At 55.9% G+C, this 20212-nt stretch carries 21 protein-coding genes; 10 read left to right on the top strand and 11 right to left on the bottom strand.

What is annotated here, in order from left to right:
• The first annotated feature begins 3 nt into the window (after window positions 1–3).
• Both deoD and cdd read left to right on the top strand, forming a co-directional pair.
• The gene (gene deoD, locus E0L35_RS06690; protein ID WP_027959881.1) at window positions 4–729 is read left to right on the top strand and encodes a purine-nucleoside phosphorylase; all 726 of its coding nucleotides are present in this window, start codon (window positions 4–6) and stop codon (window positions 727–729) included.
• Between the two features lie 12 nt (window positions 730–741).
• Window positions 742–1161 carry a cytidine deaminase gene (gene cdd, locus E0L35_RS06685; RefSeq protein WP_138799912.1) on the top strand — a complete coding sequence of 140 codons (420 nt, stop codon included), beginning with the start codon at window positions 742–744 and terminating at the stop codon, window positions 1159–1161.
• On the opposite strand, the gene E0L35_RS06680 is transcribed toward cdd, so the two are convergent.
• The 3 genes from E0L35_RS06680 to E0L35_RS06670 form a co-directional block, all read right to left on the bottom strand.
• Window positions 1158–2147: a LacI family DNA-binding transcriptional regulator gene (locus E0L35_RS06680; RefSeq protein WP_249362098.1), complete on the bottom strand. Its 990-nt coding sequence runs from the start codon at window positions 2145–2147 to the stop codon at window positions 1158–1160. The genes cdd and E0L35_RS06680 overlap by 4 nt on opposite strands.
• A gap of 86 nt (window positions 2148–2233) precedes the next feature.
• Window positions 2234–3283 (bottom strand): Gfo/Idh/MocA family oxidoreductase, encoded by a 1050-nt coding sequence (locus tag E0L35_RS06675; protein WP_138799910.1) that lies wholly within the window; start codon window positions 3281–3283, stop codon window positions 2234–2236.
• On the bottom strand, window positions 3280–4059 hold the full coding sequence (locus E0L35_RS06670) for a ThuA domain-containing protein (protein WP_138799909.1): 780 nt from the start codon (window positions 4057–4059) through the stop codon (window positions 3280–3282). Before E0L35_RS06670 ends, E0L35_RS06675 begins: the two co-directional genes overlap by 4 nt.
• Window positions 4060–4331: 272 nt before the next feature.
• On the opposite strand from E0L35_RS06670, the gene E0L35_RS06665 reads away from it, so the two are divergent.
• Window positions 4332–5456, top strand: a complete 1125-nt coding sequence (locus E0L35_RS06665; protein WP_138799908.1) for an aminotransferase class V-fold PLP-dependent enzyme — start codon at window positions 4332–4334, stop codon at window positions 5454–5456.
• Between the two features lie 43 nt (window positions 5457–5499).
• Here E0L35_RS06665 and E0L35_RS06660 read toward each other — a convergent pair whose 3' ends face one another.
• Window positions 5500–6189, bottom strand: a complete 690-nt coding sequence (locus E0L35_RS06660; RefSeq protein ID WP_027959889.1) for a CBS domain-containing protein — start codon at window positions 6187–6189, stop codon at window positions 5500–5502.
• A 165-nt stretch (window positions 6190–6354) separates the two neighbouring features.
• Complete coding sequence (locus E0L35_RS06655) at window positions 6355–7785, bottom strand: hypothetical protein (RefSeq protein WP_138799907.1); 1431 nt, start codon at window positions 7783–7785, stop codon at window positions 6355–6357.
• A 112-nt stretch (window positions 7786–7897) separates the two neighbouring features.
• Here E0L35_RS06655 and E0L35_RS06650 point away from each other — a divergent pair, with 112 nt between their 5' ends.
• On the top strand, window positions 7898–8911 hold the full coding sequence (locus E0L35_RS06650; protein ID WP_138799906.1) for a J domain-containing protein: 1014 nt from the start codon (window positions 7898–7900) through the stop codon (window positions 8909–8911).
• A gap of 59 nt (window positions 8912–8970) precedes the next feature.
• Window positions 8971–9402 carry a hypothetical protein gene (locus tag E0L35_RS06645; protein WP_022520651.1) on the top strand — a complete coding sequence of 144 codons (432 nt, stop codon included), beginning with the start codon at window positions 8971–8973 and terminating at the stop codon, window positions 9400–9402.
• Here E0L35_RS06645 and E0L35_RS06640 read toward each other — a convergent pair.
• Window positions 9319–11853 (bottom strand): mechanosensitive ion channel family protein, encoded by a 2535-nt coding sequence (locus E0L35_RS06640; RefSeq protein WP_138799905.1) that lies wholly within the window; start codon window positions 11851–11853, stop codon window positions 9319–9321. The two genes, E0L35_RS06645 and E0L35_RS06640, sit on opposite strands and share 84 nt — an antisense overlap.
• 127 nt (window positions 11854–11980) lie before the next feature.
• On the opposite strand from E0L35_RS06640, the gene E0L35_RS06635 reads away from it, so the two are divergent.
• Entirely contained in the window at window positions 11981–12991 is a 1011-nt protein-coding gene (locus E0L35_RS06635) for an amidoligase family protein (RefSeq protein WP_009287187.1), read from the top strand.
• Between the two features lie 74 nt (window positions 12992–13065).
• Window positions 13066–13749 carry a gamma-glutamyl-gamma-aminobutyrate hydrolase family protein gene (locus E0L35_RS06630; protein WP_035538585.1) on the top strand — a complete coding sequence of 228 codons (684 nt, stop codon included), beginning with the start codon at window positions 13066–13068 and terminating at the stop codon, window positions 13747–13749.
• On the opposite strand, the gene tpx is transcribed toward E0L35_RS06630, so the two are convergent.
• Window positions 13746–14246 carry a thiol peroxidase gene (gene tpx / locus E0L35_RS06625; protein WP_138799904.1) on the bottom strand — a complete coding sequence of 167 codons (501 nt, stop codon included), beginning with the start codon at window positions 14244–14246 and terminating at the stop codon, window positions 13746–13748. The two genes, E0L35_RS06630 and tpx, sit on opposite strands and share 4 nt — an antisense overlap.
• 136 nt (window positions 14247–14382) lie before the next feature.
• On the opposite strand from tpx, the gene E0L35_RS06620 reads away from it, so the two are divergent.
• A complete protein-coding gene (locus E0L35_RS06620) occupies window positions 14383–15099 on the top strand; it encodes a glutamine amidotransferase (RefSeq protein ID WP_138799903.1) in 717 nt (238 codons plus the stop codon).
• A 24-nt stretch (window positions 15100–15123) separates the two neighbouring features.
• Here the strand turns inward: E0L35_RS06620 and nfi are convergent, their stop codons facing one another.
• The 3 genes from nfi to E0L35_RS06605 all read right to left on the bottom strand — a co-directional run bounded on the left by nfi (window position 15124) and on the right by E0L35_RS06605 (window position 17976).
• Window positions 15124–15810: a deoxyribonuclease V gene (gene nfi / locus E0L35_RS06615; protein WP_138799902.1), complete on the bottom strand. Its 687-nt coding sequence runs from the start codon at window positions 15808–15810 to the stop codon at window positions 15124–15126.
• 170 nt (window positions 15811–15980) lie between these two features.
• Entirely contained in the window at window positions 15981–17696 is a 1716-nt protein-coding gene (locus E0L35_RS06610; protein ID WP_009287184.1) for a DEAD/DEAH box helicase, read from the bottom strand.
• A gap of 91 nt (window positions 17697–17787) precedes the next feature.
• Window positions 17788–17976 (bottom strand): hypothetical protein, encoded by a 189-nt coding sequence (locus tag E0L35_RS06605; RefSeq protein ID WP_039859330.1) that lies wholly within the window; start codon window positions 17974–17976, stop codon window positions 17788–17790.
• A 253-nt stretch (window positions 17977–18229) separates the two neighbouring features.
• On the opposite strand from E0L35_RS06605, the gene E0L35_RS06600 reads away from it, so the two are divergent.
• Both E0L35_RS06600 and E0L35_RS06595 read left to right on the top strand, forming a co-directional pair.
• Window positions 18230–18427: a CsbD family protein gene (locus tag E0L35_RS06600; protein ID WP_027959898.1), complete on the top strand. Its 198-nt coding sequence runs from the start codon at window positions 18230–18232 to the stop codon at window positions 18425–18427.
• Window positions 18428–18582: 155 nt separating this feature from the next.
• Window positions 18583–19071, top strand: a complete 489-nt coding sequence (locus tag E0L35_RS06595; protein ID WP_027959899.1) for a PRC-barrel domain-containing protein — start codon at window positions 18583–18585, stop codon at window positions 19069–19071.
• A 123-nt stretch (window positions 19072–19194) separates the two neighbouring features.
• On the opposite strand, the gene E0L35_RS06590 is transcribed toward E0L35_RS06595, so the two are convergent.
• Entirely contained in the window at window positions 19195–20187 is a 993-nt protein-coding gene (locus E0L35_RS06590; RefSeq protein WP_022520660.1) for a glutathione S-transferase family protein, read from the bottom strand.
• Between the last annotated feature and the right edge of the window lie 25 nt (window positions 20188–20212).

Here is a 20212-nt window from a genome sequence, read left to right as displayed (position 1 = left end):
TTGATGGCAACCCCACATATTAACGCTGCTCCCGGTGATTTTGCCGATACCGTACTGATGCCCGGCGACCCGCTGCGCGCCAAATACATCGCCGATACTTACCTGGAGAACGTTCGCCAGGTCAACGATGTGCGCAATATGTTTGGCTACACCGGCACCTACAAAGGCCGCGAGATATCCGTGATGGGCCACGGCATGGGCATTCCGTCGGTCTCCATCTATGCCAAAGAGCTGATCACCGACTACGGCGTAAAATCGCTAATTCGCGTGGGCTCCTGCGGCGCGGTACGCGACGACGTCAACGTCCGCGATGTGGTGATCGGCATGGGCGCCAGCACCGACTCCAAAGTCAATCGCATGCGCTTCAATGACCACGACTTCGCCGCGCTTGCGGATTTTGAACTCACCCAGCACGCAGTGGCCGCCGCCAAGGCCAAAAACGTGCCGGTCAAAGTGGGCAACATCTTCTCTGCAGACTTGTTCTACAACCCGCAAACCGAAATGGCTGAAATGCTCAAGCGCTACGGCATTGTCGGCGTCGAGATGGAAGCCGCAGGTCTTTACGGCGTCGCCGCTGAGTTTGGCGCCCGCGCCATGACCATCTGCACCGTATCGGATCACATCCTGAAAGGCGATTCGCTCTCCAGCGCAGACCGTCAAACTACCTTTGACGACATGATGCTGATTGCTTTGGACACCGTGTTACGCGACGACGCAGCCCGCGCTTAAGAGGAAGTTGTGATGAGTCAGCAAACGGATGAAGTATCAGAAGAGATCGTTGAGAAGTTATTCAGCGCGCGGGCTAACGCCTATGTGCCCTACTCTAATCACCCGGTGGCGTCGGTGATGGTGACCCCTGACGGTCAGCAGTTTGCGGGCGCTAATGTGGAAGTGGCGCACTACAAAGGCCTGTGTGCTGAAGCCTCGGCCATTTCCGCCATGGTGACCGCAGGCCAACGCCAGTTGGCGACCGTCTACGTCATGGGCCCCGCTGATCACTTATGCACGCCCTGCGGCGACTGCCGTCAGCGCATTCGCGAGTTCGCCACGCCAGAGACTCAGATCAATGTGCTATCCGGCAGCGGAGAGCTGCTCAAAACCTACACCATGGAAGCACTGCTCCCCGACGCCTTCGGGCCGGAGCAGTTGCCGCCGCGTTAACTCGTTTCCCGTAACACCAGCGCCACCGGCAGCGATACATGTCGGGGCGCTTCTCCCGCCCTCGCTTCTGCCAGTAGTGCCATGCTCGTCTCGGCTATCTCGGCAATATCCTGCCGTACGGTGGTGAGCCCAGTGGCGAGGGTGGGCAGGTCATCAAAGCCTGTCACCGCGACCTGAAAAGGCACTTCAATCCCGCGGTCTTCCAGCGCGGCTACACAGCCCAACGCTAGTTCGTCGGTGGCGCATACCAGCGCATCAAAAGGCAGTGGTTGGGCACCCTCTTGATCTAAATAGCGATTTAAATAGCGATAGCTGTTAAGGGAGTCTGACGCCAATCGGTGCGGTAGGCTGATCAAGCGTTCGGCGAGCCCCGCCTCTGCCAATGCCCGCCGGTATCCTTCCAAACGGCTATGGGGACGCGGCACCTCTAGCTCACCCCCCATAAAAACCAGCCGATGGCGACCCTGGGTAATGAGGTGGTGCGTTATTTCATACAGCCCCTGCCGATCGTCCGGGGCGACCGAAAAGCCTTCCCCGGCATCACCTATGCGCACAAAAGGAATAGCAGCGGCTTTAAGCAGTGCCGGGCGCTCATCGTCTGGGGCTTCACCAAGCAAAATAGCCGCCCCCGCGCGTTCGGGTAATTCGGCGGTTTGCTGGTGATTAAAGAACACCGGCACCATACCCTGCTGATGAAGGGCCACGGTGAGGTGCTGGTAGAGCAAGATATAGTAAGGGCGCAGCTCGATATCCTGACGGCCGAGAGAGATGCCTACCACCGCCGTTTTACCGCTTATTAGCTGACGAGCCGCGGCGCTGGGTTGGTAGGCCACTTCTTGGCTAATCGCCAAGATTTTCTCACGCAGGGCGTCACTGAGCCCTGGCTTGCCGTTCAGGGCCCGGCTAACCGAGGCAATCGATACCTCGGCCCGCCGGGCAATTTCTCGAATGGTGGCCGTTTGGGCGCTTTGTTTGCTCTTTATCACCGAATCTCTCAACGACTATTTCCCGCCCTATCACTCATCTGGAAGGCTGTCAGTGTGCCGAAAAACGCCCTGTGTTGCGACGCTGATTACACTGCAATTTCCAGGCTGCGATCTTCCTGACTGGAGATAACACAGGCATCAAGAACGGTTTGAATCGCCGCGCCGCGGGCAAAGTCCGGCTGGTCGTTTTGACCACTGCGGATGCTTTCCACAAAACGCTGATAGATACTGGGTGTTGGTGGTGCCTTCACTGTGCTCCAGCGCGCCGGGTGAACGTCATCGTCCAAACACACCTGCACGTCGTCTTTTGAGGCGTCTAAATCGACGCGAATAGCACCTTTATCGCCGTGTACACTCAGGGTTAACGAGTTGTGATGCCCGGTCGCCCAGCGGGTGGCTTGAATGGTGCCCTTGGCCCCATTGGCAAACGTCATTCGCATTAGCGCGGTGTCGTTGGCATCCAACAAATAGTCACCAATCCGGTTGTCTGGAGCTTTTTCAAAACAGGTCAGTTCGCAGTTAACGCGAGTAATATCGCCGACCGGAAAGCTGGCAAAATCGACAATGTGAACGCCCACATCGCCCAGTACACCTTTGCTGCCATGGGCTTCCGAGAGCCGCCATAGCCACTGGCTCTCCTGATCCCAGCGCCCCCACTCATTGCTGACCAGCCAACTTTGCCGGTAGCTGGCATCTACGTGGCGAACTTGACCAATCGCCCCAGCGGTAATCAGCGCGCGAGCGTGTTGAATGGCCGGGGCATCGCGATAGCTAAAATTGACCATATTGATGACCTTAGCGGCCTGCGCCGCTTGGGCCATTTCATGCGCATCATCCGCATTCGTCGCCAGCGGCTTTTCGCACAGGATATGCTTACCTGCGGTGATCGCGGCCAATGACGTGCGCTTATGAACACCATCTGGCGTGACGTTGCTAACGGCTTGGATATCCTCCCGCGCCAGCATAGCTTCCAGGTCGTCATACGCATCGGCGATACCAAAACGGCCAGCAAAGTCGCGGGCCTTGGCCAGCTCCATATCGCACACCGCCACTACTTCCACCCCCTCGATCCGGCTAAAGTGCTTGGCGTGTTCCTCCGCCATACTGCCAGCGCCAATTATCGCTAAACGGATCATTTGAAGCCCTCCTCGCCAGGTTTATGCAGCCCTTCGCCTTTGATTTCCACCGGGTTGGGGGCCTGGTCGGCAGGAACATTGGGGCAGCTATCGATCCAGCGGGAGCCTTCCGGGCGCGCCCATTTCACAGCGTTCTTCAGCACGGTTTTTACCTGTTCGTTGTAATAGATCGGATAGGTTTCGTGACCTGGGCGGAAGTAGAAAATCTTGCCGTTGCCGCGCTTGTAGGTCAGCCCTGAACGGAATACCTCACCGCCCTCAAAGGCGCTGATAAAAATCACTTCATCGGGGTTTGGCACCGCAAATGGCTCGCCGTACATTTCAGTATGCGGCAGTTCGATATAGTCGCCCAGGCCCTGAACGATAGGGTGACCAGGGTTAACGACCCACAGACGCTCGCGCTCTCCCGCTTCCCGCCACTTAAGTGAGCAGGTCGTGCCCATCAGGCGTTTGAAGATTTTTGCGTAGTGCCCAGAATGCAGCACAATTAGCCCCATCCCCTGCAACACGCGCGCCTGCACGCGGTCGACAGTTTCCTCCAACACATCGCCATGGGCAGCGTGGCCCCACCACAGCAGCACATCGGTATTCTCGAGAGTCTCTTCACTTAAACCCTGTTCGGGATCTTGCAAGGTAACCGCGTTGGCGTGGATACCCTCCGCTTCGTTTAAACCTTCCGCGATGCAGTGATGCATACCTTCTGGATAAATTCGCGCCACGACTTCATTGGTTTGTTCGTGGACGTTTTCACCCCAAACGGTAACGTTAATGGTCATCTATTCTCCTTAGCCATAGCTGGTTAACAGCACAAAAGCAGCTTAAAAGTGCTGCATAACCCACAAAGTAAACGCTTACCTCGAATACGTAAACGTTTACTCATGTGCAACTTTAGTCGCTAGCCCACTTATAGTGCCTAGACCATCACCATTGGCATCGCGACGAAGTTATCCGTATTCTGAAACGCAACCTCGCGCTTTAGCGTGACTCACGATGCGTGTTTAATGATTTGCTTCTAACAACAGGCTGTTTCTAAAAACAGGAGAACGCCATGGCTGGTTTACTACCCAACGTCGACCCCGACGGCTTGCTTGAATACTCGGTGGTCTACACAGACCGTTCGCTGAATCACATGTCACAGCAGTTTCAAGGTGTGATGCGGGATATTTCAGCCACGCTGAAAGAGGTGTACAACGCCCAAGCGGCCGTTATCGTGCCCGGTAGCGGCACCTTTGGCATGGAAGCGGTGGCGCGCCAGTTTGCCGTTGACCAGAAAACCTTGGTTATTCGTAACGGCTGGTTCAGCTACCGCTGGACGCAAATTATTGAGATGGGTCGCTTAACCGATCAGCACACGGTGCTTAAAGCACGGCGTCTAAAGGCCGATGAGCCTCGCTCGCCTTTTCAGCCAGTGCCCATTGAGGAGGCCGTCGCGCAGATTCGTAGCGAAAAACCTGCCGTCGTGTTCGCCCCGCAAGTCGAAACCTCTGCGGGCTTGCTACTTCCAGATGACTATATTCAAGCGCTCGCCGAAGCCACTCACGAGGTAGGTGGCCTGTTTGTACTGGATGCCATTGCCGCGGGCACGCTGTGGGTGGATATGCAGGCACTCGGCATTGATGTGGTGGTAAGCGCGCCGCAAAAGGGCTGGAGCGGTTCGCCCTGCTGCGCCATGGTAATGCTCTCAGAACGTGCCACGCAACGCTTGAGTGAGACCCAGAGCAACAGCTTTGCCTGCGATTTGGGCAAGTGGCACAGCATTATGCAGGCCTATGAAAATGGCGGGCACGCCTACCACGCCACCATGCCTACCGATGCACTGCGGCAATTACGGGACATTATGCAGGAAACCCGCGCTTACGGCTTTGCCAAGGTAAAAGAGGAGCAGCAGGCGATTGGCCGGGAAGTCCGCGCCATGCTTAAACGCCACGGTTTTGTGAGCGTTGCTGCGGAAGGTTTTGAAGCCCCAGGCGTAGTGGTGTGCTATAGCGACGATAGTGGCTTAGTGAGCACACTTGCCCAGGCGGGCGTGCAAGTGGCGGGCGGCGTACCGCTAATGTGCGATGAAGGCGATAACTTCCAAACCTTCCGCATCGGTCTATTTGGCCTCGATAAGCTGCACCACACAGAGCGCAGCGTGAACAGCTTAGAGCAGGCGATTAAAGCAGTGGTTTAAGGTAAAAAAGGCAGAGCCCGCTATTTTAATAGCGGGCTTTAGGTCACATATAGCCCACGCCCCGCGGCATCATGCCCAGATGATTTTCAACTTGGGTAACCCCAGGCACGTTTTCCGCAGCAACGGTTACCGCCTGCTTCTGTTCAAGGGATTCGACCAGCCCCCATACCTCCACAGCGCCGCCATCCACAATCACGCTAATGCCTTCAACTTGTACGCCGGTATTATTCTCAACTTCTTTGAGAATAGCCTCACGAATTTGGCGATCATCCGTGGGCGACTGGGTTGGCGCCACTGCGGCATTGGCGATACCCTGGAGCAAGTTAGCACGGCTAACAATACCCACTAACTTGCCATCACGTAGCACAGGCACCCGCTTGATATGATGTTTTTCCAGCATTCGCGCAATGGTATGCAGCGGCGTGTTCTCTTCCACGGTCATTGGATTCGGGGTCATGACCTCGTGGGCTTTACGACCATGGGACTTAACATAGTCGCCAGCATCCTTGCCGCCGGTAAACAGCGATAACCACCAGGAGTGTCCATGATCACTGTCACTTTTTACCCGGCGCATTAAATCACCTTCGCTGACAATGCCAATCACCCGCCGCTCACTATCTACGACAGGCACCGCACTAATACGGTGCTTGAGCAGCAGTTGCGCAATTTCACGTACTTCGGCGTCAGGCCCCACACTCACCACTTTGGGCGTCATAATATCGATAGCTTGCATTGTACTCCTCCTTGAACTCAACCTTTAAAGACTGAGCCGCAGATGCAGATTATCCTGCTTGTTCTTTGAGCCTAGCTCGCTGCTGAAGATTTGCCCATGCTGGCCAGCGATCTCAAAGAACGCATTGAGGCTGAGTTGACCTAGCGCAGTTTATTGGCACTTTAGTTATTTACTTTCCTTCACCACGCTGCTCTCTTCGACTTTCTCGACATCAACAATGCCCGAGCGGCTAACGACAACCTTCCAGCGGGCCAAGTAAGGAGTATCTTCGCTGCCCGTCTCCCGAATCACTAAGTTAAACAGATGACGGCGCTCGACGCCCTCGCGAACCGCTTGGCCATCTTTTAAACGATAGATGTGATGCTTGCCCTTACTCATTAGTCGGGTAAGCATCGAGATATCCAGATTGAGCGTTTCGCGGGTATGCTCGTAGCCGCTCAAAAAGCGCGTAGGCGACATACGTGAGCTTGAACGATAGTGCAGCACCACTTCTTCACGCTGGGCTACCGTACGGCGGCGCATCTGCTTGATATCATCGCCCAGCGATGCGTAGCGCTTGTAGTCAAACCACTCCAACTGGCGGCCCACCACGGCGTTGCGCGTGGGGTCTAAATACTGGCGCCGCCACTTGGGACGGCCTTTACGCAGCCAGCGCCACAGGGTATTGCGCAAATCATCCTTAAACACTTCGCGCAGGGCGTAGAGCAGCGCCATGGCTAATACGAACAGCGCGGTGATATCTCCCAGAGCATTACGCAACTGCAGCACGCCTAACGATACAAAGGCCATTACCACGGCGGTGGCAAGCGCTTTGACCGCTTTTTGCTCGCCGCCACCCAGCTCAAATGCCTCTTGTTTCAGGGTAATCGGGTGCTCAATCAGGCGCCGCAACAAGCGCATTTTATTCGACATCCGCGTGGGATCAGCCATCACGCGCTCGGCGTTGTACTGCTGTTCGCGGCGATACTCGCCCTCCCGGTGACACACGCTAATAAAACGTCGGCGAATATCGGTAAACTCTCCGCCGCGGGGCATGTGTGCCACCAGCGCCAGCAGCTGTTGCTCGGTAAACCAGGAGAGGTAGTTATCGATATTGGCAAAGTACTTATATAGACTTTCGTCATCAGGCTGGTGGCGACGTAGCCGCTTGAGAATACCATCGCTCAAGTCGATCATCTCATGCAGTTGGTCACGTAGGGCAACGGCACTCTCTTGCACCTCACTGTTCTCTTCGCGCTCCTCTTGGCGAGCATGGCGCAGCTTATTGGCATTCACCAACATTGCTCGAGTAGTGCGCTCCATCGCTTCCACGTATTGATAGGCGTAGAGACTCAAGCTCAACCGATACGAGTCGCTGCCGAGCCGATTACGGCTGGCCAGCCGACTGTGCACCAGCGGTAAGAGATACTCGTCACTGTAGTAGGTGCGCGAGACATTGATAGCGGCATGATAAAAGGCTTCTTCTGAGATAAGCTGGGTGCTTAATCCCAAATCGCCAGGCACAAAAAGATAGACGTCGAGGTTATGCGATGTCTCTTCCTTGAGCCGCCGGGTAAGACGCAGCTGAAAGCTGTTTTTACGCTCAACGTTGATCAACTCATCAATCTCCTACTCCTTTGCCTAACGCGATGATATACCATGGCTAACTTGATCATGGCGCTACCTAAAGCCACCCCTCTGCTCACCTCTTCACCTATGGAGCTAGGAAATGTCCATTGCCCGTTTTTCACCCTTTGAGCTGCTGCTATTAAAGAGCCGCAGCCAAGTGGATACGGCAACCCTGCTGCTGTTGGCCTGGGTGCTGGTGCACCGTCAACATGTTTCAGAGGGGCAGCGGCGCCGCCGCCTGGCTCAGGTGACCGCACAGTTTCGCCACGGGCATGAGCTGGGGCCAGTAATGAGTATTGCCCGTAGCCAAGACTTGCAAGCGATCCAACTAGCTGCCGAGGTGGTTCGCAAAGAATGCGGCACAGAACGCAGCCTGAGCGTTATTCATCAAGCGATTACCGTCGCCACTGACGACGGCGAGCTGTCCCTGGCCAACCACTATATTTTGCGTTTTTTGGCCGACCTGCTAAGTATCGCACCAATGACCTTGAATACTCTGTTTAAAGAGCTCACCGGCACACCCCTTGCCACACCCGAAGACCCCAGCCGTGATGCTTACTGGCAAGCACACGACCCAGATTATCATGCCCGAAAAGCACGCGAAGCCGAGGCCGCTGAGCAGTACCACCAACAGGCCAATGCTCGGGCCAAACAGCAGCAACAACAGAAAGAGCGACGCCACCAGCAGAAGCAACAAAAACAGCAGGAGAAACAGCAACGCCAGGAGCAGGCTCGCCAAGCCCGCGAACAGGAACAGCAGCGCCAGCGTGAACAGACGCGCCAACAGGAGCAGGAACGGCAACAACAGCAGCGCGAACAGGCCGAGCGCGAACGGCGCCGCTCTCGCCAGCAAGATTCTCGTCACCAGCATCGCCAACAAGAGCATCGCCAGCAGCGCGCCTCACCGCCGCCCGATCGCACCACTCGGGCGCTTTCGGTGCTAGGACTTACCCCAGGTGCCACCCGGGTAGAGGTTCGCCACGCCTATCGGCGGATGGCGCAGCTCCACCATCCAGACCGCTTCTATTCGGAAAGTGAACAACAGGTCGCCTTGGCCTCAGCGCGGTTTCAGCGTATTAAAAACGCCTATGATTATTTGATGCAAACTTACTAAGACCATGTAACGCTAGACGTTTCGCAGGATGCACTGGCCCATGAGAATAAATTGACCCTATGCGCGATTTGTACCAGCGCCTCGCGGTTTCCCCCGAGGCCAACGAACAAGAAATCAGCCAAGCCGTGGCTAGCTGCCAGCATAGCGCGCTACGCCAGGATGCCGAGGCGGTGTTCGCGGTTGCCGAACGCCGCGAAACCTACGATACGCTGCACGACACCGTCAGCGATATCGGAAAGCTACGAGCGCGCCTGGGGCTCAGTCACGGCGCCCACTGGCAGGGCGATGTCGCCAACGACTTTTCGCTGCCGCCGGATCACGCCATTTCCCGTCACGACGAACTGGTCGACCGCGTTAGCCACGCGGTCTCGTTGTACAACCGTTGGCGCCGCTGGCGGGGCCCGTGGCTACTCATCGCCGTGTTCGCCACCGGGGCTGGCATAGGAATCGCTCTGGGGCTTGCCCTGTGCCTGGGGCTTTTGCCGATGTGACGCAGCACGATTAGTCGTATTATCGTGCTTGCGCGCCTGCTCATCCTGGCGAATCTCAGCTTTTGTTGGGCGCGGCGCGGGCTTCGGAGGTGCCGGTTTCTTATGCTCCTGTGGGTTGAAGTCACTTGCTTGCGTCGCGCTATGCTTGCCTTGTTCACTCTCAGGCGAAGTGTTTTCTTGCCCAGCTTGTTCTTGCGAGCCCTCTTCTAAAGAGAATGAAGTACCCGCGGTCGCCTCCATGCGGTCTTCAGCGCGAGCTTCCATACTGACACTAAGACGCGGCACGCCCAGGTCAATCTCTTGAGCTTCCATACGCTGCTTCAGCAACAGGTTAAACGCCCGCGAGACATCCCACTGCATCTCCGGCGCGGTGCGAAAGCGCATGCGTAAAATGGGGCAGCCATCTTCAAAGCCCTGAACGCCCTGCATCTCCAGCGGCGACCAGATGTAGTGGCGCATCATCGGATCACGACGCAGTTCCTGGGCAGTCTCCTGCATCAGCGTAATCGCATCGTCGATTTTCATATCAAAGGGAATACGGATACGCATCAGCGCAATGCCGAACTGGCGGGACATGTTATGAATCGACTCAATGCGGCTAAAGGTGATGATGTGCACAATGCCATCCAAATCGCGTAGCCGCACAGTGCGCAGCGTCAGCCCCTCGACCGTGCCCATATGGTTATTGATCTGCACGAAGTCATCGACCGCTAACGAATCTTCGATCAAGATAAAAATACCGGTAATCAAATCCTGCACTAACGTTTGCGCACCAAAACCGATCGCCAGACCGATCACACCAGCACCCGCCAGCAGCGGTGTGACGTTGACACCCAAATTAGCCAACCCGGCGATAACGGCAATAATCAGAATGGTTACAAAGATGACGTTGCGGATCATCGGCGTGATGGTTTGCGCCCGGGCCTGATTGACCCGACGCCCACGTGAACGGGCTGACGATGTTAGCGCCCGCTGAATGGCGGTATCGGCAAATATCCATACCAGCCATGCAAGCAGCACCGTGGCCCCCAAGCTAACCAGCGCTTGGCCAATCCGCGCGCTGGCCACGGCTTGTTGGCCCAAACCGAAGAACGAACTGCCCCACACCTGCATTGAGAGTTCGGCAAACACCATCCACGAGCAGATGTGCGCCAACACGAAGCCGAAGCGCTCTAAACGTTTGCGATACTGGCTATAACGGCGGCGGTGGCGACGCTTGCCCATCCGTTCCGCTTGGCGGCGCAGCAACCCGGTGACTACCAGTGTAAGTACCAGCAGGCTGGCGGAAATAATCGAGCGCGCCAGAGCAGTGCCCACATCGCCCACGGTGATAAAAATCGCCAGCAGCGAACCACTCACCAGCAGCAGCGCGGGTATGTGCCATAGCCCCCCCAGGGAGCGAATCATTTCGACCGCGGTGCTGGCGTCACGCCGCTGCTTGAAGGGCCGGTTGCAAATCAGGTGGCGCACGGGGCGCTTAAACTTGAGAATAAACCGCGCTGCAAGCAACGCCGCGAGCATATTGGAAAGCACAGAGGCTAGGCTCGACAGCTCGCTACCCAGCATTTCAACGAGACGAGTGGAGTTGACCGCGTCGCCAAGCGCAATCAAAGCACCAATCACAAACAGCCCGCGCAGCGCACGCTGTTGAAGCAGTTGAACCGCAGTAAAACGATGGCCACGGCTAAAGAACGCGATGACTGTTTCAAACACCACCGATAGCGCCCTGCCACACAGGCAGATATAGGCCACTACCAATACCAGCGTACGCCCAGGGCTATCGGGCAGCACCTGGCCAATCCCCAAGGTAATGGCAAACGACAGTGCCCAGGGCAGCATGCGACGCAAAAAGTGCACTGCCATCAGCCAGCCCTTGGGATCCCGAGGCAGATCCAACGGCCACTCACGCCGGGTAGCGATCATGCGCCCAAAGGCAATCATCAGCACCAACAGTACGCCCCAAACCAAGGCCAGCACCGCCCCTTCGGCAACCGCTCGAATCGCCTCCCCCTGGTCGGCATCATCGTTAAGCGCGCGCAAATCATCTACGCCCTGAACCAGCTGGCGTGACCACTGATCAACCGGCGAATCCCCCGCCTGGGCCTGATCACCCAGGTCACTTAAGGTATCGGCGAGAGCACCCAGTAATCCTTGGCGTACTACGCCCTCATCTGCGCTGGCAGCGTCTGCGGTTACTTGCAATTCGCGTAGCGATTTAAGCAACTCTGTGCGCCGCTCTTCGTTTTCAAGCATGGTGATGACGTCAGTGAGCGACTTCTGAAACTCTTCACCGCTAACGTCAGCGCTTTCCTCTTCGGAACCGCTGCTCAGGCCGGGCAGCGACACCGTTTGCGCCTGGGCCTGAGTGATTGCCATGCTCGTCATTGCTAGGCTTGCCAATACAAACAAGACAAAACCTATTAACGAATTGATTAACCAGTGCTGTCGCACGCCTTACTCCTGAAAATTAGCTTAGATGGCGTCCTGCTTATCATTTGCCGCCGCTATTAATACGCTCAGTCTCAACGCGTGACTATGATAGGCTGAAGACTTAAACGTTCACCTCAAGGACGCCGAGATGACGCTACAAGCTCCACCTAACCGCTTAAACAGCCAGGGGAAAATCCGGCACGTTGGCATTGAAATCGAGTTCGCTGGCCTGCCGCCCCGAGACACGGCGATGATCGTACGTGAACTGTTTGGCGGGGAGCTTAACGTGGTAAGCCCCCATCGGCTACTCGTTGAGGATACCCGCTGGGGCGAATTTGGTATCGAGCTCGACACCCAATACGCGCATCCCGACAAATCGCTGGCCGACGACCCTCACCCAGAAGATAGCGAGTGGGCGCGCCATCAGCATCAACGCCGGGTCGAGTTCCATCACAAAACCCGCGAGCTGATTGGCGACATGGTCACAGGCCTGGTGCCTACCGAAATCGTTTGCCCACCGATACCTTGGAATGAGCTGGAAGATTTAGACGCGCTGTTCGAGACACTACGAGAGCATGGCGCTAAGGGCACCGATGCCAGCCTGCTGTATGGGTTCGGCTTACACCTAAACCCTGAAGCGGAGCGTTTCGACGTTGACTATTTGCTAGCCATGCTGCGTGCGTACCTGCTGCTGGCTGGCTGGCTGCGCGACGAAATTAAAGTCGATATTACCCGTGAGATGCTGCCCCACGCGAATCCATTTCACAAAGCCTATGCGTTAAAAATACTGGATAGCCACTATTCGCCTGATCTCGACACGTTAATTGACGACTACTTGCACCATAATCCCACGCGCAATCGCGAGCTGGATATGCTGCCGCTATTTGCCTATCTACGCCCCGACCACTCTCATGAATTGCTGCATACGCAGCTTACCAAGCCGCGCCCCACCTTTCACTACCGCTTACCCAACGCTCAGCTTTCCCAGCCGGGGTGGGGCTCAGTGACCGAGTGGAATCGCTGGGTGGAAGTCGAGAAACTTGCCGCTAATTCTGAGGTGTTACTCGCTCGCTGCGCTGAATATATCGCCGACCATAACCGACCGATGCTGACCCGCGTAAAAGAAAAACTAGTTCGTTTGCTTCGCCGCGAACACTGATTGTGTTGTAGAGCCCAGCTATATAAAACCCGTTTAGCATTCTTCATTTCCTGTCACAGTGAGTAACTATCCGCATGACTCGGCCGCTTATCGGAATTACTACCTCTGACCAAAAAAGCCACTTAGCGTGGTGGTTTGATTGGTTCGCCGTCTGGCGGCATGGCGGCAAACCGTTGCGGTTATCGCCTTCGCGCCCGCAGCCGGAAAGCCTTGACGGCTTGATCATTGGCGGCGGCGACGATATTCAGGCCCACCTCTACGGCGGCGAAGTACAATTAGATGTTCGTTTAGACCCTGCAAGGGATGAGCTGGAGCTAGCCCTGCTTGAACGTTTTATTCCGCTGCATACACCGGTGCTGGGTATTTGCCGAGGGGCACAATTAATCAACGTGCACCTTGGTGGCACACTGGATCCTGATATCTACACCACCCACGAAGGGCTAAAACGGCGACGCACCGTTCTGCCGCGCAAAACCGTTGATATCGTGGGGGCAAGTAAGTTGCACCGCCTGCTAGGGGTTACCTGGTGTCGGGTTAACAGCCTACATCATCAAGCCGTTTACCAGGCGGGCAGAGGAATTGAAATCGTTGCACGCGACCGGGATGGCTTGGTGCAGGGCATTGAGTCACCGGAGCACGACTTCTTGATTGGCGTGCAGTGGCACCCGGAGTGGCTGATTTTCAATCGCCCCCAGCAGCGCTTGATTCGCGCGCTGGTGAGGGCGTCAGAGCGGCATGCTACACGGCATACGAGCTAGCTCAGCACCGCCAAGGCAGCCTCATAATCAGGCTCGTTCTTCAACTCGCTCACCAGCTCGCTATGCAGCACCCGGTTATCGGCATCCAGTACGACGACTGCACGGGCGCAAAGACCTTCCATGGAGTTGTTGCACAGCGCTACGCCCCAGGCTTCGCGAAACTCGGGGTGGCGGAAAGTAGACAGCGTTTCGACGTTATCCAACCCTTCCGCGCCACAAAAGCGTTTGGCCGCAAAGGGTAAATCCGCTGAGACGACCAATACCACGGTGTCGGCAAGGTTAGACGCCAGCTCATTAAAGTGACGCGTGGACATGGCACAAGTGGGCGTATCCACACTGGGGATGATATTGAGCACTTTACGCTTTCCTGTGTACGTATCGAGCGTAACGTCTTGCAGATCGGTGTTGGTCAGCGTCATCGCCGGTGCCGCCTGCCCTTTTGCAGGCAGTGTGCCAGCCACATCCAGCGGTTCGCCTGCACGGGTAATCTGTTGCATTATTGTCTCCTTATGATGTGCATAATTAATGCGTTCTTACCATTTAAGCAGCCATGGTAGGCTATTTTCACGCCTTTGCGCTCTTCCTGAAAGGCCTTTGTTCAATGTTTGCGTTTCATCATACCGAGGGAGTGATATGGCCTGTGTATTGATCGTTAAAACCGGCGACGCTTTTCCGGAAGTCGTCGACCAGCACGGTGATTTTGAAACGCTATTTATAAAGCAGCTTAGCACCGCGCTGCCCGCGCATTTAGAACTACAGGTGTGGGATGCAACCCGCCAACCCAGCGCTCCTGAACTTAATACACTCGCGGGTATTGTGATTACCGGTTCGCACAGCATGGTCAGTGAGGCGGAACCCTGGAGCGAAGCACTGAAGCCGTGGCTGAAGGAGGTGCTGGCAAACGACATTCCCATGCTAGGCGTTTGCTATGGCCACCAGTTAATGGCCGCCGCTTTTGGTGGCATGAGTGACTACCATCCGGCAGGCCGCGAATCCGGCACGCGCACCGTGCGACTCACCCAAGCGGGCCAGCAAGACCCGCTGTTTAGCCAACTACCGGAAAGCTTTGCCGCCCACCTGACCCATGCCCAGTCGGTGATGCAGGCGCCCCAAGGTTGCACGGTGCTGGCCCATAACAGCCACGACGCCCACCAGGCGCTACGCTACGGCCCGCGCCAGTGGAGCGTGCAGTTTCACCCGGAATTTACGGCGCCGGTGATGCGTGCCTACCTTGAACGCCAACGCGCCACCCTACGCGACCAAGGCGAAGAGCCCGACACCCTGCTGGCGAACATTACTGACTGCCAAGAGGCCTCCAGCCTACTGCGACGTTTTTTGGCGTTTGTATAGCCCTTAGCCATTGGCAATCGAAAGCTACTTACGCTGATCACGCCGAGAGGCCAGCCGATCTGCCAGCCGCGTTGGCTCAGGTAGCTTGGTACGCCCCAAGCAGCGCAACACCCAGGCCAGCGAGGTTTCTAAAGTGATCCGGTGGCCAGGTGATACGTACACGGGCTTGACCTTGGTGCGGGAACGCAAAACGGCACCAATGGTTTCCTGCCCCGCGGAGAGTGGCACCCAGTCGCCGCGCTGCTCGCCCACCTCGGCGTGTTGGCCATATAGGCGTGACTTGGCAATACCGATGGTAGGTAGATCGAGCCATAGCCCTAGGTGAGCCGCCACGCCTAACCGGCGTGGGTGTGCAATCCCCTGGCCGTCGACCATCACCAGTTCAGGTATCACGCTGAGTTTTTCAAACGCGCCTAGCGCGGCGGGGATTTCTCGAAACGAAAGCAAGCCGGGGATATACGGCATTCGGGTGGGCTCGCGATGAACGACCTGTTCCACCACGCTTAAATCGGGTGCGGTGGCAGGATCCCATTTCAATACCACCACCGCTGCCCGAGTGATTTCGCCGCCCTCTTCGAACCCAATATCCACCCCGGCGATATGCGTTATCGGCGCTAGGCGATCAGTAAGTTCCAATCGCCTCGCCAACTGCAACTGCAGCGCCATCGCTTCCTTGGGTGCCAGATTCCATTCGTGTAGTGGTGCGGACATGGTTTCCTCCTTGAAGTGGTGAATGGTGAATGGTGAATGGTGAATGGTGAATGGTGAATGGTGAATAAGGTAGCAAAAAAACGCCCCCGCACCAGTAACGGTACGAGGGCGTCGAGATCTTCTCAGCTGCCGCTTGGCGGCAGCTGATTAATCCTTACAGTGGTGAAGACTTAGGCGCGTTCGCGACGACGAACCGGCGCATCGCCTTCGTCGCGACGGCGGCGCGGTGCACGCTCTGCCGGTGCGCTGTCTTCGCTGATTTCCAACGGACGACCGGCCACACGGGCACGGGCCATCTTGGTCAGAATCGTCGAGGGCAAGCCGCTCGGCAGTTCGACCACAGAGAAAGCGTTGCGAATATCGATACGACCGATACGCGCGCCTTCAATGCCGCCTTCGTTGGCGAGGGCACCGACTAGTTGGCCAGGCTTGACGCCATCTTTATGACCAACCGATACGCGGTAGCGCGTCATACCTTCAGTTGGTGCACCAGTGCGTTCGCGGCGTGCTCCCGGCTTACCGCCAGACGCTCCATCACGCGAGGGCTTCTCTTTGCGCGGCGCCTGAAGGCGACCGATCGGCGCTTCGTCAGCACGCGCCATAGCGGCAAACGCACAAGTCAGCTCGATCGGGTCATGGCCTTCTTCGATCAGACGCTCAATCAGCGCACGCTGCTCTTCGGCGCCCTTCGTTAAGGAGGCGATAACACGCTGATAGAAGACGTCATCGCGATGGGCACGAATAGCGGCTTCATCAGGTAGCGGCATTTCGGTCATTTTCTGACCGGTTGCCTGCTCCATCCAGCCCACTTTGCGGCCTTCACGGAAGCCAGCAAAGGTAATCGCGATACCGCTACGGCCCGCACGACCGGTACGGCCAATACGGTGCGTATAAGCCTCTGCATCTTGAGGCAGATCGTAGTTGATAACGTGAGTGATACGCGACACGTCAAGACCACGGGCAGCTACATCGGTAGCGATCAGTACGTCGACTTTGCCACGCTTCAAGCGCGTAATAGTACGCTCACGCAGGCTCTGATCAAGATCACCGGACAGGCCAGCAGCGTTAACGCCACGAGCAGTCAACTGCTCAACGAGCGTGGTACAAGCGGCACGGGTACGTACAAAGACGATGGCCCCATCGACCGGCTCGACTTCAAGAATACGCGAAAGAGCTTCAAGCTTAGCGCCACCATCAACACGCACAATGCGCTGTTCGATGTTTTCGCCGGTCGTGGTGCCCGACTCAATCGCGACTTTCACTGGGTTAACCAAGTAACGGTTAACGATGCGCTCGATTTCAGTGGGCAGTGTCGCTGAGAAGAACACACGCTGAGCATCTTTCGGGGTATCGGCAACCACGCGTTTTACGTCGTCGATAAAGCCCATGCGCAACATTTCATCAGCTTCGTCCAGCACTAGGGCGGAGAGGCCATCAAGCTTCAGGCTACCGCGGTCCAGGTGGTCGATAATCCGGCCGGGGGTACCGACAACCACTTGCGCGCCACGCTTAAGGGCGCCCAGCTGTTCACGGTACTCTTGGCCACCACATAGGGTCGCAACTTCGAGACCTTTCAGGTTTTGGCCATATTTACTAAACGAGGCAGCTACTTGCTGAGCTAATTCGCGGGTTGGCGCCATAACCAACACTTGGGGCTCACGGCGAGTCAGCTCTAAACGTGACAGTAACGGTAATGCAAACGCTGCTGTTTTGCCGGTACCCGTCTGGGCCTGGCCCAGCATATCGCGGCCTTCAAGCAACGCAGGAATAGTTTGTGCCTGAATCGGCGAGGGAACGAGGTAGCCCTGTGATTCAACAGCAGACAGAACGGCAGGCAAAAGAGCCAGATCGCCGAAGCTCGGCGAGGCGACAGAAGTCGAGGTCATTAATCACACCTTGGTAGGCCGGCAAGTACCGGCAAAAAACATCATAAGCGTCTCTGACTCAGTCATCGCACAACGACATGAAGAATGGTCATTATCGATAACAGGCACCGCCGTAGCGGTCAAAGCCATCAGTGGAGTCGGAGACGCCGGTCGCACCTAGCATCCGGTTGGCAAACAACGCATTAGCGGGCCAACCGTTGTGGCGACCTTCTGCGCCGATTTCACCCGTTTGGTGAAATACTGGAGGCGCGCCATCTACACAGCAATGAACATCTAGCAATTGGCGAGATGTTCCCGCAAGCGACACTACAAATAACTATTAACATCTACTCATTAATAACTATGCAGTTAAACGCTTACCGTCGTGATGGAGGGGTCAACACATGCGAGGAGCGCGCATCCTACCATTGCATTTGGCGTCTGACCAGTACTTTTAACTTACACCACAGTGAAACAAGGACTTGCGCTCATGCACATATGGTCTAACCTGAAAAAGTGCCTAATCAAGTTCACTATTCTCAAGGAGCGATGCAATGAACTGGGATCAAATTGAAGGCAAATGGAAAGAGATGAAGGGTAAGGCACGCTCAAGCTGGGGCGAGCTCACCGACGATGAGTTGGATCAGATCGGTGGTAAAAAGGATCAATTGGTAGGCAAGCTTCAGCAGAAGTACGGCCTAGAGCGCGAAGAAGCAGAGCGTCAAGCCGATGACTGGGCTGATAAGCAGTAATAGCATTATAAGCCCCCCTTTAATTACACCATTTCCGTTTTGGTAGGTCGGTTTTTTTAGCAACACGATGTGTTGGTGGTTCTAGTTACGTTATCCCCCAATACACCTACAAGCACACCGATCTATTATCTATCGTAGCCACATGGAGAGATGCTATGCGTAAGACAATCCTCACAACCCTTATCGGTACCGCCCTTATGGGCAGCGTTGCCATGAATGCTCACGCGCAGGATGAGCCCCAGGGCATGTATTCTGCCGACGACATTCTTGATGCAGAGGTCTATTTTGCCGGCGGTTCCGGTGAAGAGATTGGTGACGTCGATGACATCCTGTTTGATGAAGAGATGCGCATTACCGCGATTGTGATCGAAAGCGGTTCAGTACTGGGCCTCGGCGGCCGCGAGATCGTTGTTGATACCGACTACTTCACCCTCGAAACCGAAACGGACGCCGATGGTGATACAGAACATCGCATTATGGTCGAAGCCAGCCAGGAAGAAGTCGAAGCCTTCCCGGCTTACAATAACGAGTGGTGGGAACAGACTAAAGCCAACGCTCGCGATGCCTGGCAAACTACCCAAGAGGGCGCTGAAAGCGCTTGGCAGCGTACCCGTGAAGCGTTAGATATCGATGATAATGGCTAACGGTTCCCCATTGTTTTTAATAGCAACGTTTTTAATAGCAACGAAACGCTAGCAGTAGAATCTCAGCATTAGAAAAAGGGCTGCCCAACTGGGCGGCCCTTTTTGCTAGTTAGCGATACGCATCTATTTACGCCGCACGCCCTGCCCCGGTAAACGCTCCCGGTCGTGAGACCGTTCAAGGTCGAGTAGGGGCCCAGCAGGTACGATTCGCGTTGGGTTAATCGTGTCGTGACTATAATAGTAGTGGCGTTTGATGTGATCCATATTGACGGTCTCCGCCACTCCCGGCCACTGATAGATTTCCCTCACGTAATTGGAGAGATTGGGATAATCTTCAATGCGCTTAAAATTGCATTTGAAGTGGCCATAGTAAACCGCGTCAAACCGGATCAGCGTGGTAAAGAGACGAATATCCGCCTCGGTTAACCACTCCCCCGCCAAGTAACGATGCTCGGCCAAGCGTGCTTCCATACGCTCTAGACCGTCAAACAACGCCTTCACGTGCTTCTCATAAACCGCCTGTTCGGTGGCAAAGCCTGATTTATAAACGCCGTTATTGATGTGGTCGTAAACATCGGCGTTTACGTCATCAATGACACCGCGCAGATCTTCTGGGTAAAAATCCAGGTCGTTGCCGGTCAATTCATCGAACGCACGGTTAAAAATACGTAGCAAGTCTGCAGACTCATTATTAACGATGGCGCTGCGCTGTTTGTCCCATAGCACGGGCACGGTGACACGCCCGGTATAGTGGGGGTCGGTCATGGTATACAGCTGGTGATGGTAGTCGACGCCGTTAACGGGGTCGCCACTGGCACCTTCGTCCTGACGGTACGTCCAGCCTTGGTCGAGCATCAAGGGGCTAACATGGGACGTGCCGATCAACGGCTCTAGCCCTTTCAACTTACGCATAATCAGCGTGCGATGCGCCCAGGGGCAGGCTAGCGAGACATATAAATGATAACGCTCTTTTTCCGCTGGGTAGCAGTCACCGTCAGTCTCCGGATGGCTGCCCACCCAGTCGCGAAGCTGAGCGGACTCACGAACAAATTCGCCGCCGTGTTTTTTAGTGTCATACCACTGGTCTTGCCACTTGCCATTTACCAGTAATCCCATTGGGCGTCTCCTGAAAGTCATTAGA

Origin of the sequence: Halomonas sp. ATBC28, assembly GCF_005937175.1 — a bacterium.
Taxonomy (GTDB): Bacteria; Pseudomonadota; Gammaproteobacteria; order Pseudomonadales; family Halomonadaceae; genus Vreelandella; species Vreelandella titanicae.
The sequence above is the reverse complement of the archived record's forward strand: the minus strand, read 5'-3'. Positions and strand labels throughout refer to the sequence as shown.

Excerpts from the sequence above, each read along its gene's own strand:
- E0L35_RS06650 (WP_138799906.1), top strand. The coding sequence starts at position 7,898 with ATGTCCATTGCCCGTTTTTCACCCTTTGAGCTGCTGCTATTAAAGAGC.
- E0L35_RS06620 (WP_138799903.1), top strand. The coding sequence starts at position 14,383 with ATGGCCTGTGTATTGATCGTTAAAACCGGCGACGCTTTTCCGGAAGTC.
- E0L35_RS06665 (WP_138799908.1), top strand. The coding sequence starts at position 4,332 with ATGGCTGGTTTACTACCCAACGTCGACCCCGACGGCTTGCTTGAATAC.
- E0L35_RS06675 (WP_138799910.1), bottom strand. The coding sequence starts at position 3,283 with ATGATCCGTTTAGCGATAATTGGCGCTGGCAGTATGGCGGAGGAACAC.
- E0L35_RS06645 (WP_022520651.1), top strand. The coding sequence starts at position 8,971 with ATGCGCGATTTGTACCAGCGCCTCGCGGTTTCCCCCGAGGCCAACGAA.
- nfi (WP_138799902.1), bottom strand. The coding sequence starts at position 15,810 with ATGTCCGCACCACTACACGAATGGAATCTGGCACCCAAGGAAGCGATG.
- E0L35_RS06630 (WP_035538585.1), top strand. The coding sequence starts at position 13,066 with ATGACTCGGCCGCTTATCGGAATTACTACCTCTGACCAAAAAAGCCAC.
- E0L35_RS06660 (WP_027959889.1), bottom strand. The coding sequence starts at position 6,189 with ATGCAAGCTATCGATATTATGACGCCCAAAGTGGTGAGTGTGGGGCCT.
- E0L35_RS06600 (WP_027959898.1), top strand. The coding sequence starts at position 18,230 with ATGAACTGGGATCAAATTGAAGGCAAATGGAAAGAGATGAAGGGTAAG.
- E0L35_RS06670 (WP_138799909.1), bottom strand. The coding sequence starts at position 4,059 with ATGACCATTAACGTTACCGTTTGGGGTGAAAACGTCCACGAACAAACC.
- deoD (WP_027959881.1), top strand. The coding sequence starts at position 4 with ATGGCAACCCCACATATTAACGCTGCTCCCGGTGATTTTGCCGATACC.
- E0L35_RS06595 (WP_027959899.1), top strand. The coding sequence starts at position 18,583 with ATGCGTAAGACAATCCTCACAACCCTTATCGGTACCGCCCTTATGGGC.
- tpx (WP_138799904.1), bottom strand. The coding sequence starts at position 14,246 with ATGCAACAGATTACCCGTGCAGGCGAACCGCTGGATGTGGCTGGCACA.
- E0L35_RS06635 (WP_009287187.1), top strand. The coding sequence starts at position 11,981 with ATGACGCTACAAGCTCCACCTAACCGCTTAAACAGCCAGGGGAAAATC.
- E0L35_RS06610 (WP_009287184.1), bottom strand. The coding sequence starts at position 17,696 with ATGACCTCGACTTCTGTCGCCTCGCCGAGCTTCGGCGATCTGGCTCTT.
- cdd (WP_138799912.1), top strand. The coding sequence starts at position 742 with ATGAGTCAGCAAACGGATGAAGTATCAGAAGAGATCGTTGAGAAGTTA.
- E0L35_RS06590 (WP_022520660.1), bottom strand. The coding sequence starts at position 20,187 with ATGGGATTACTGGTAAATGGCAAGTGGCAAGACCAGTGGTATGACACT.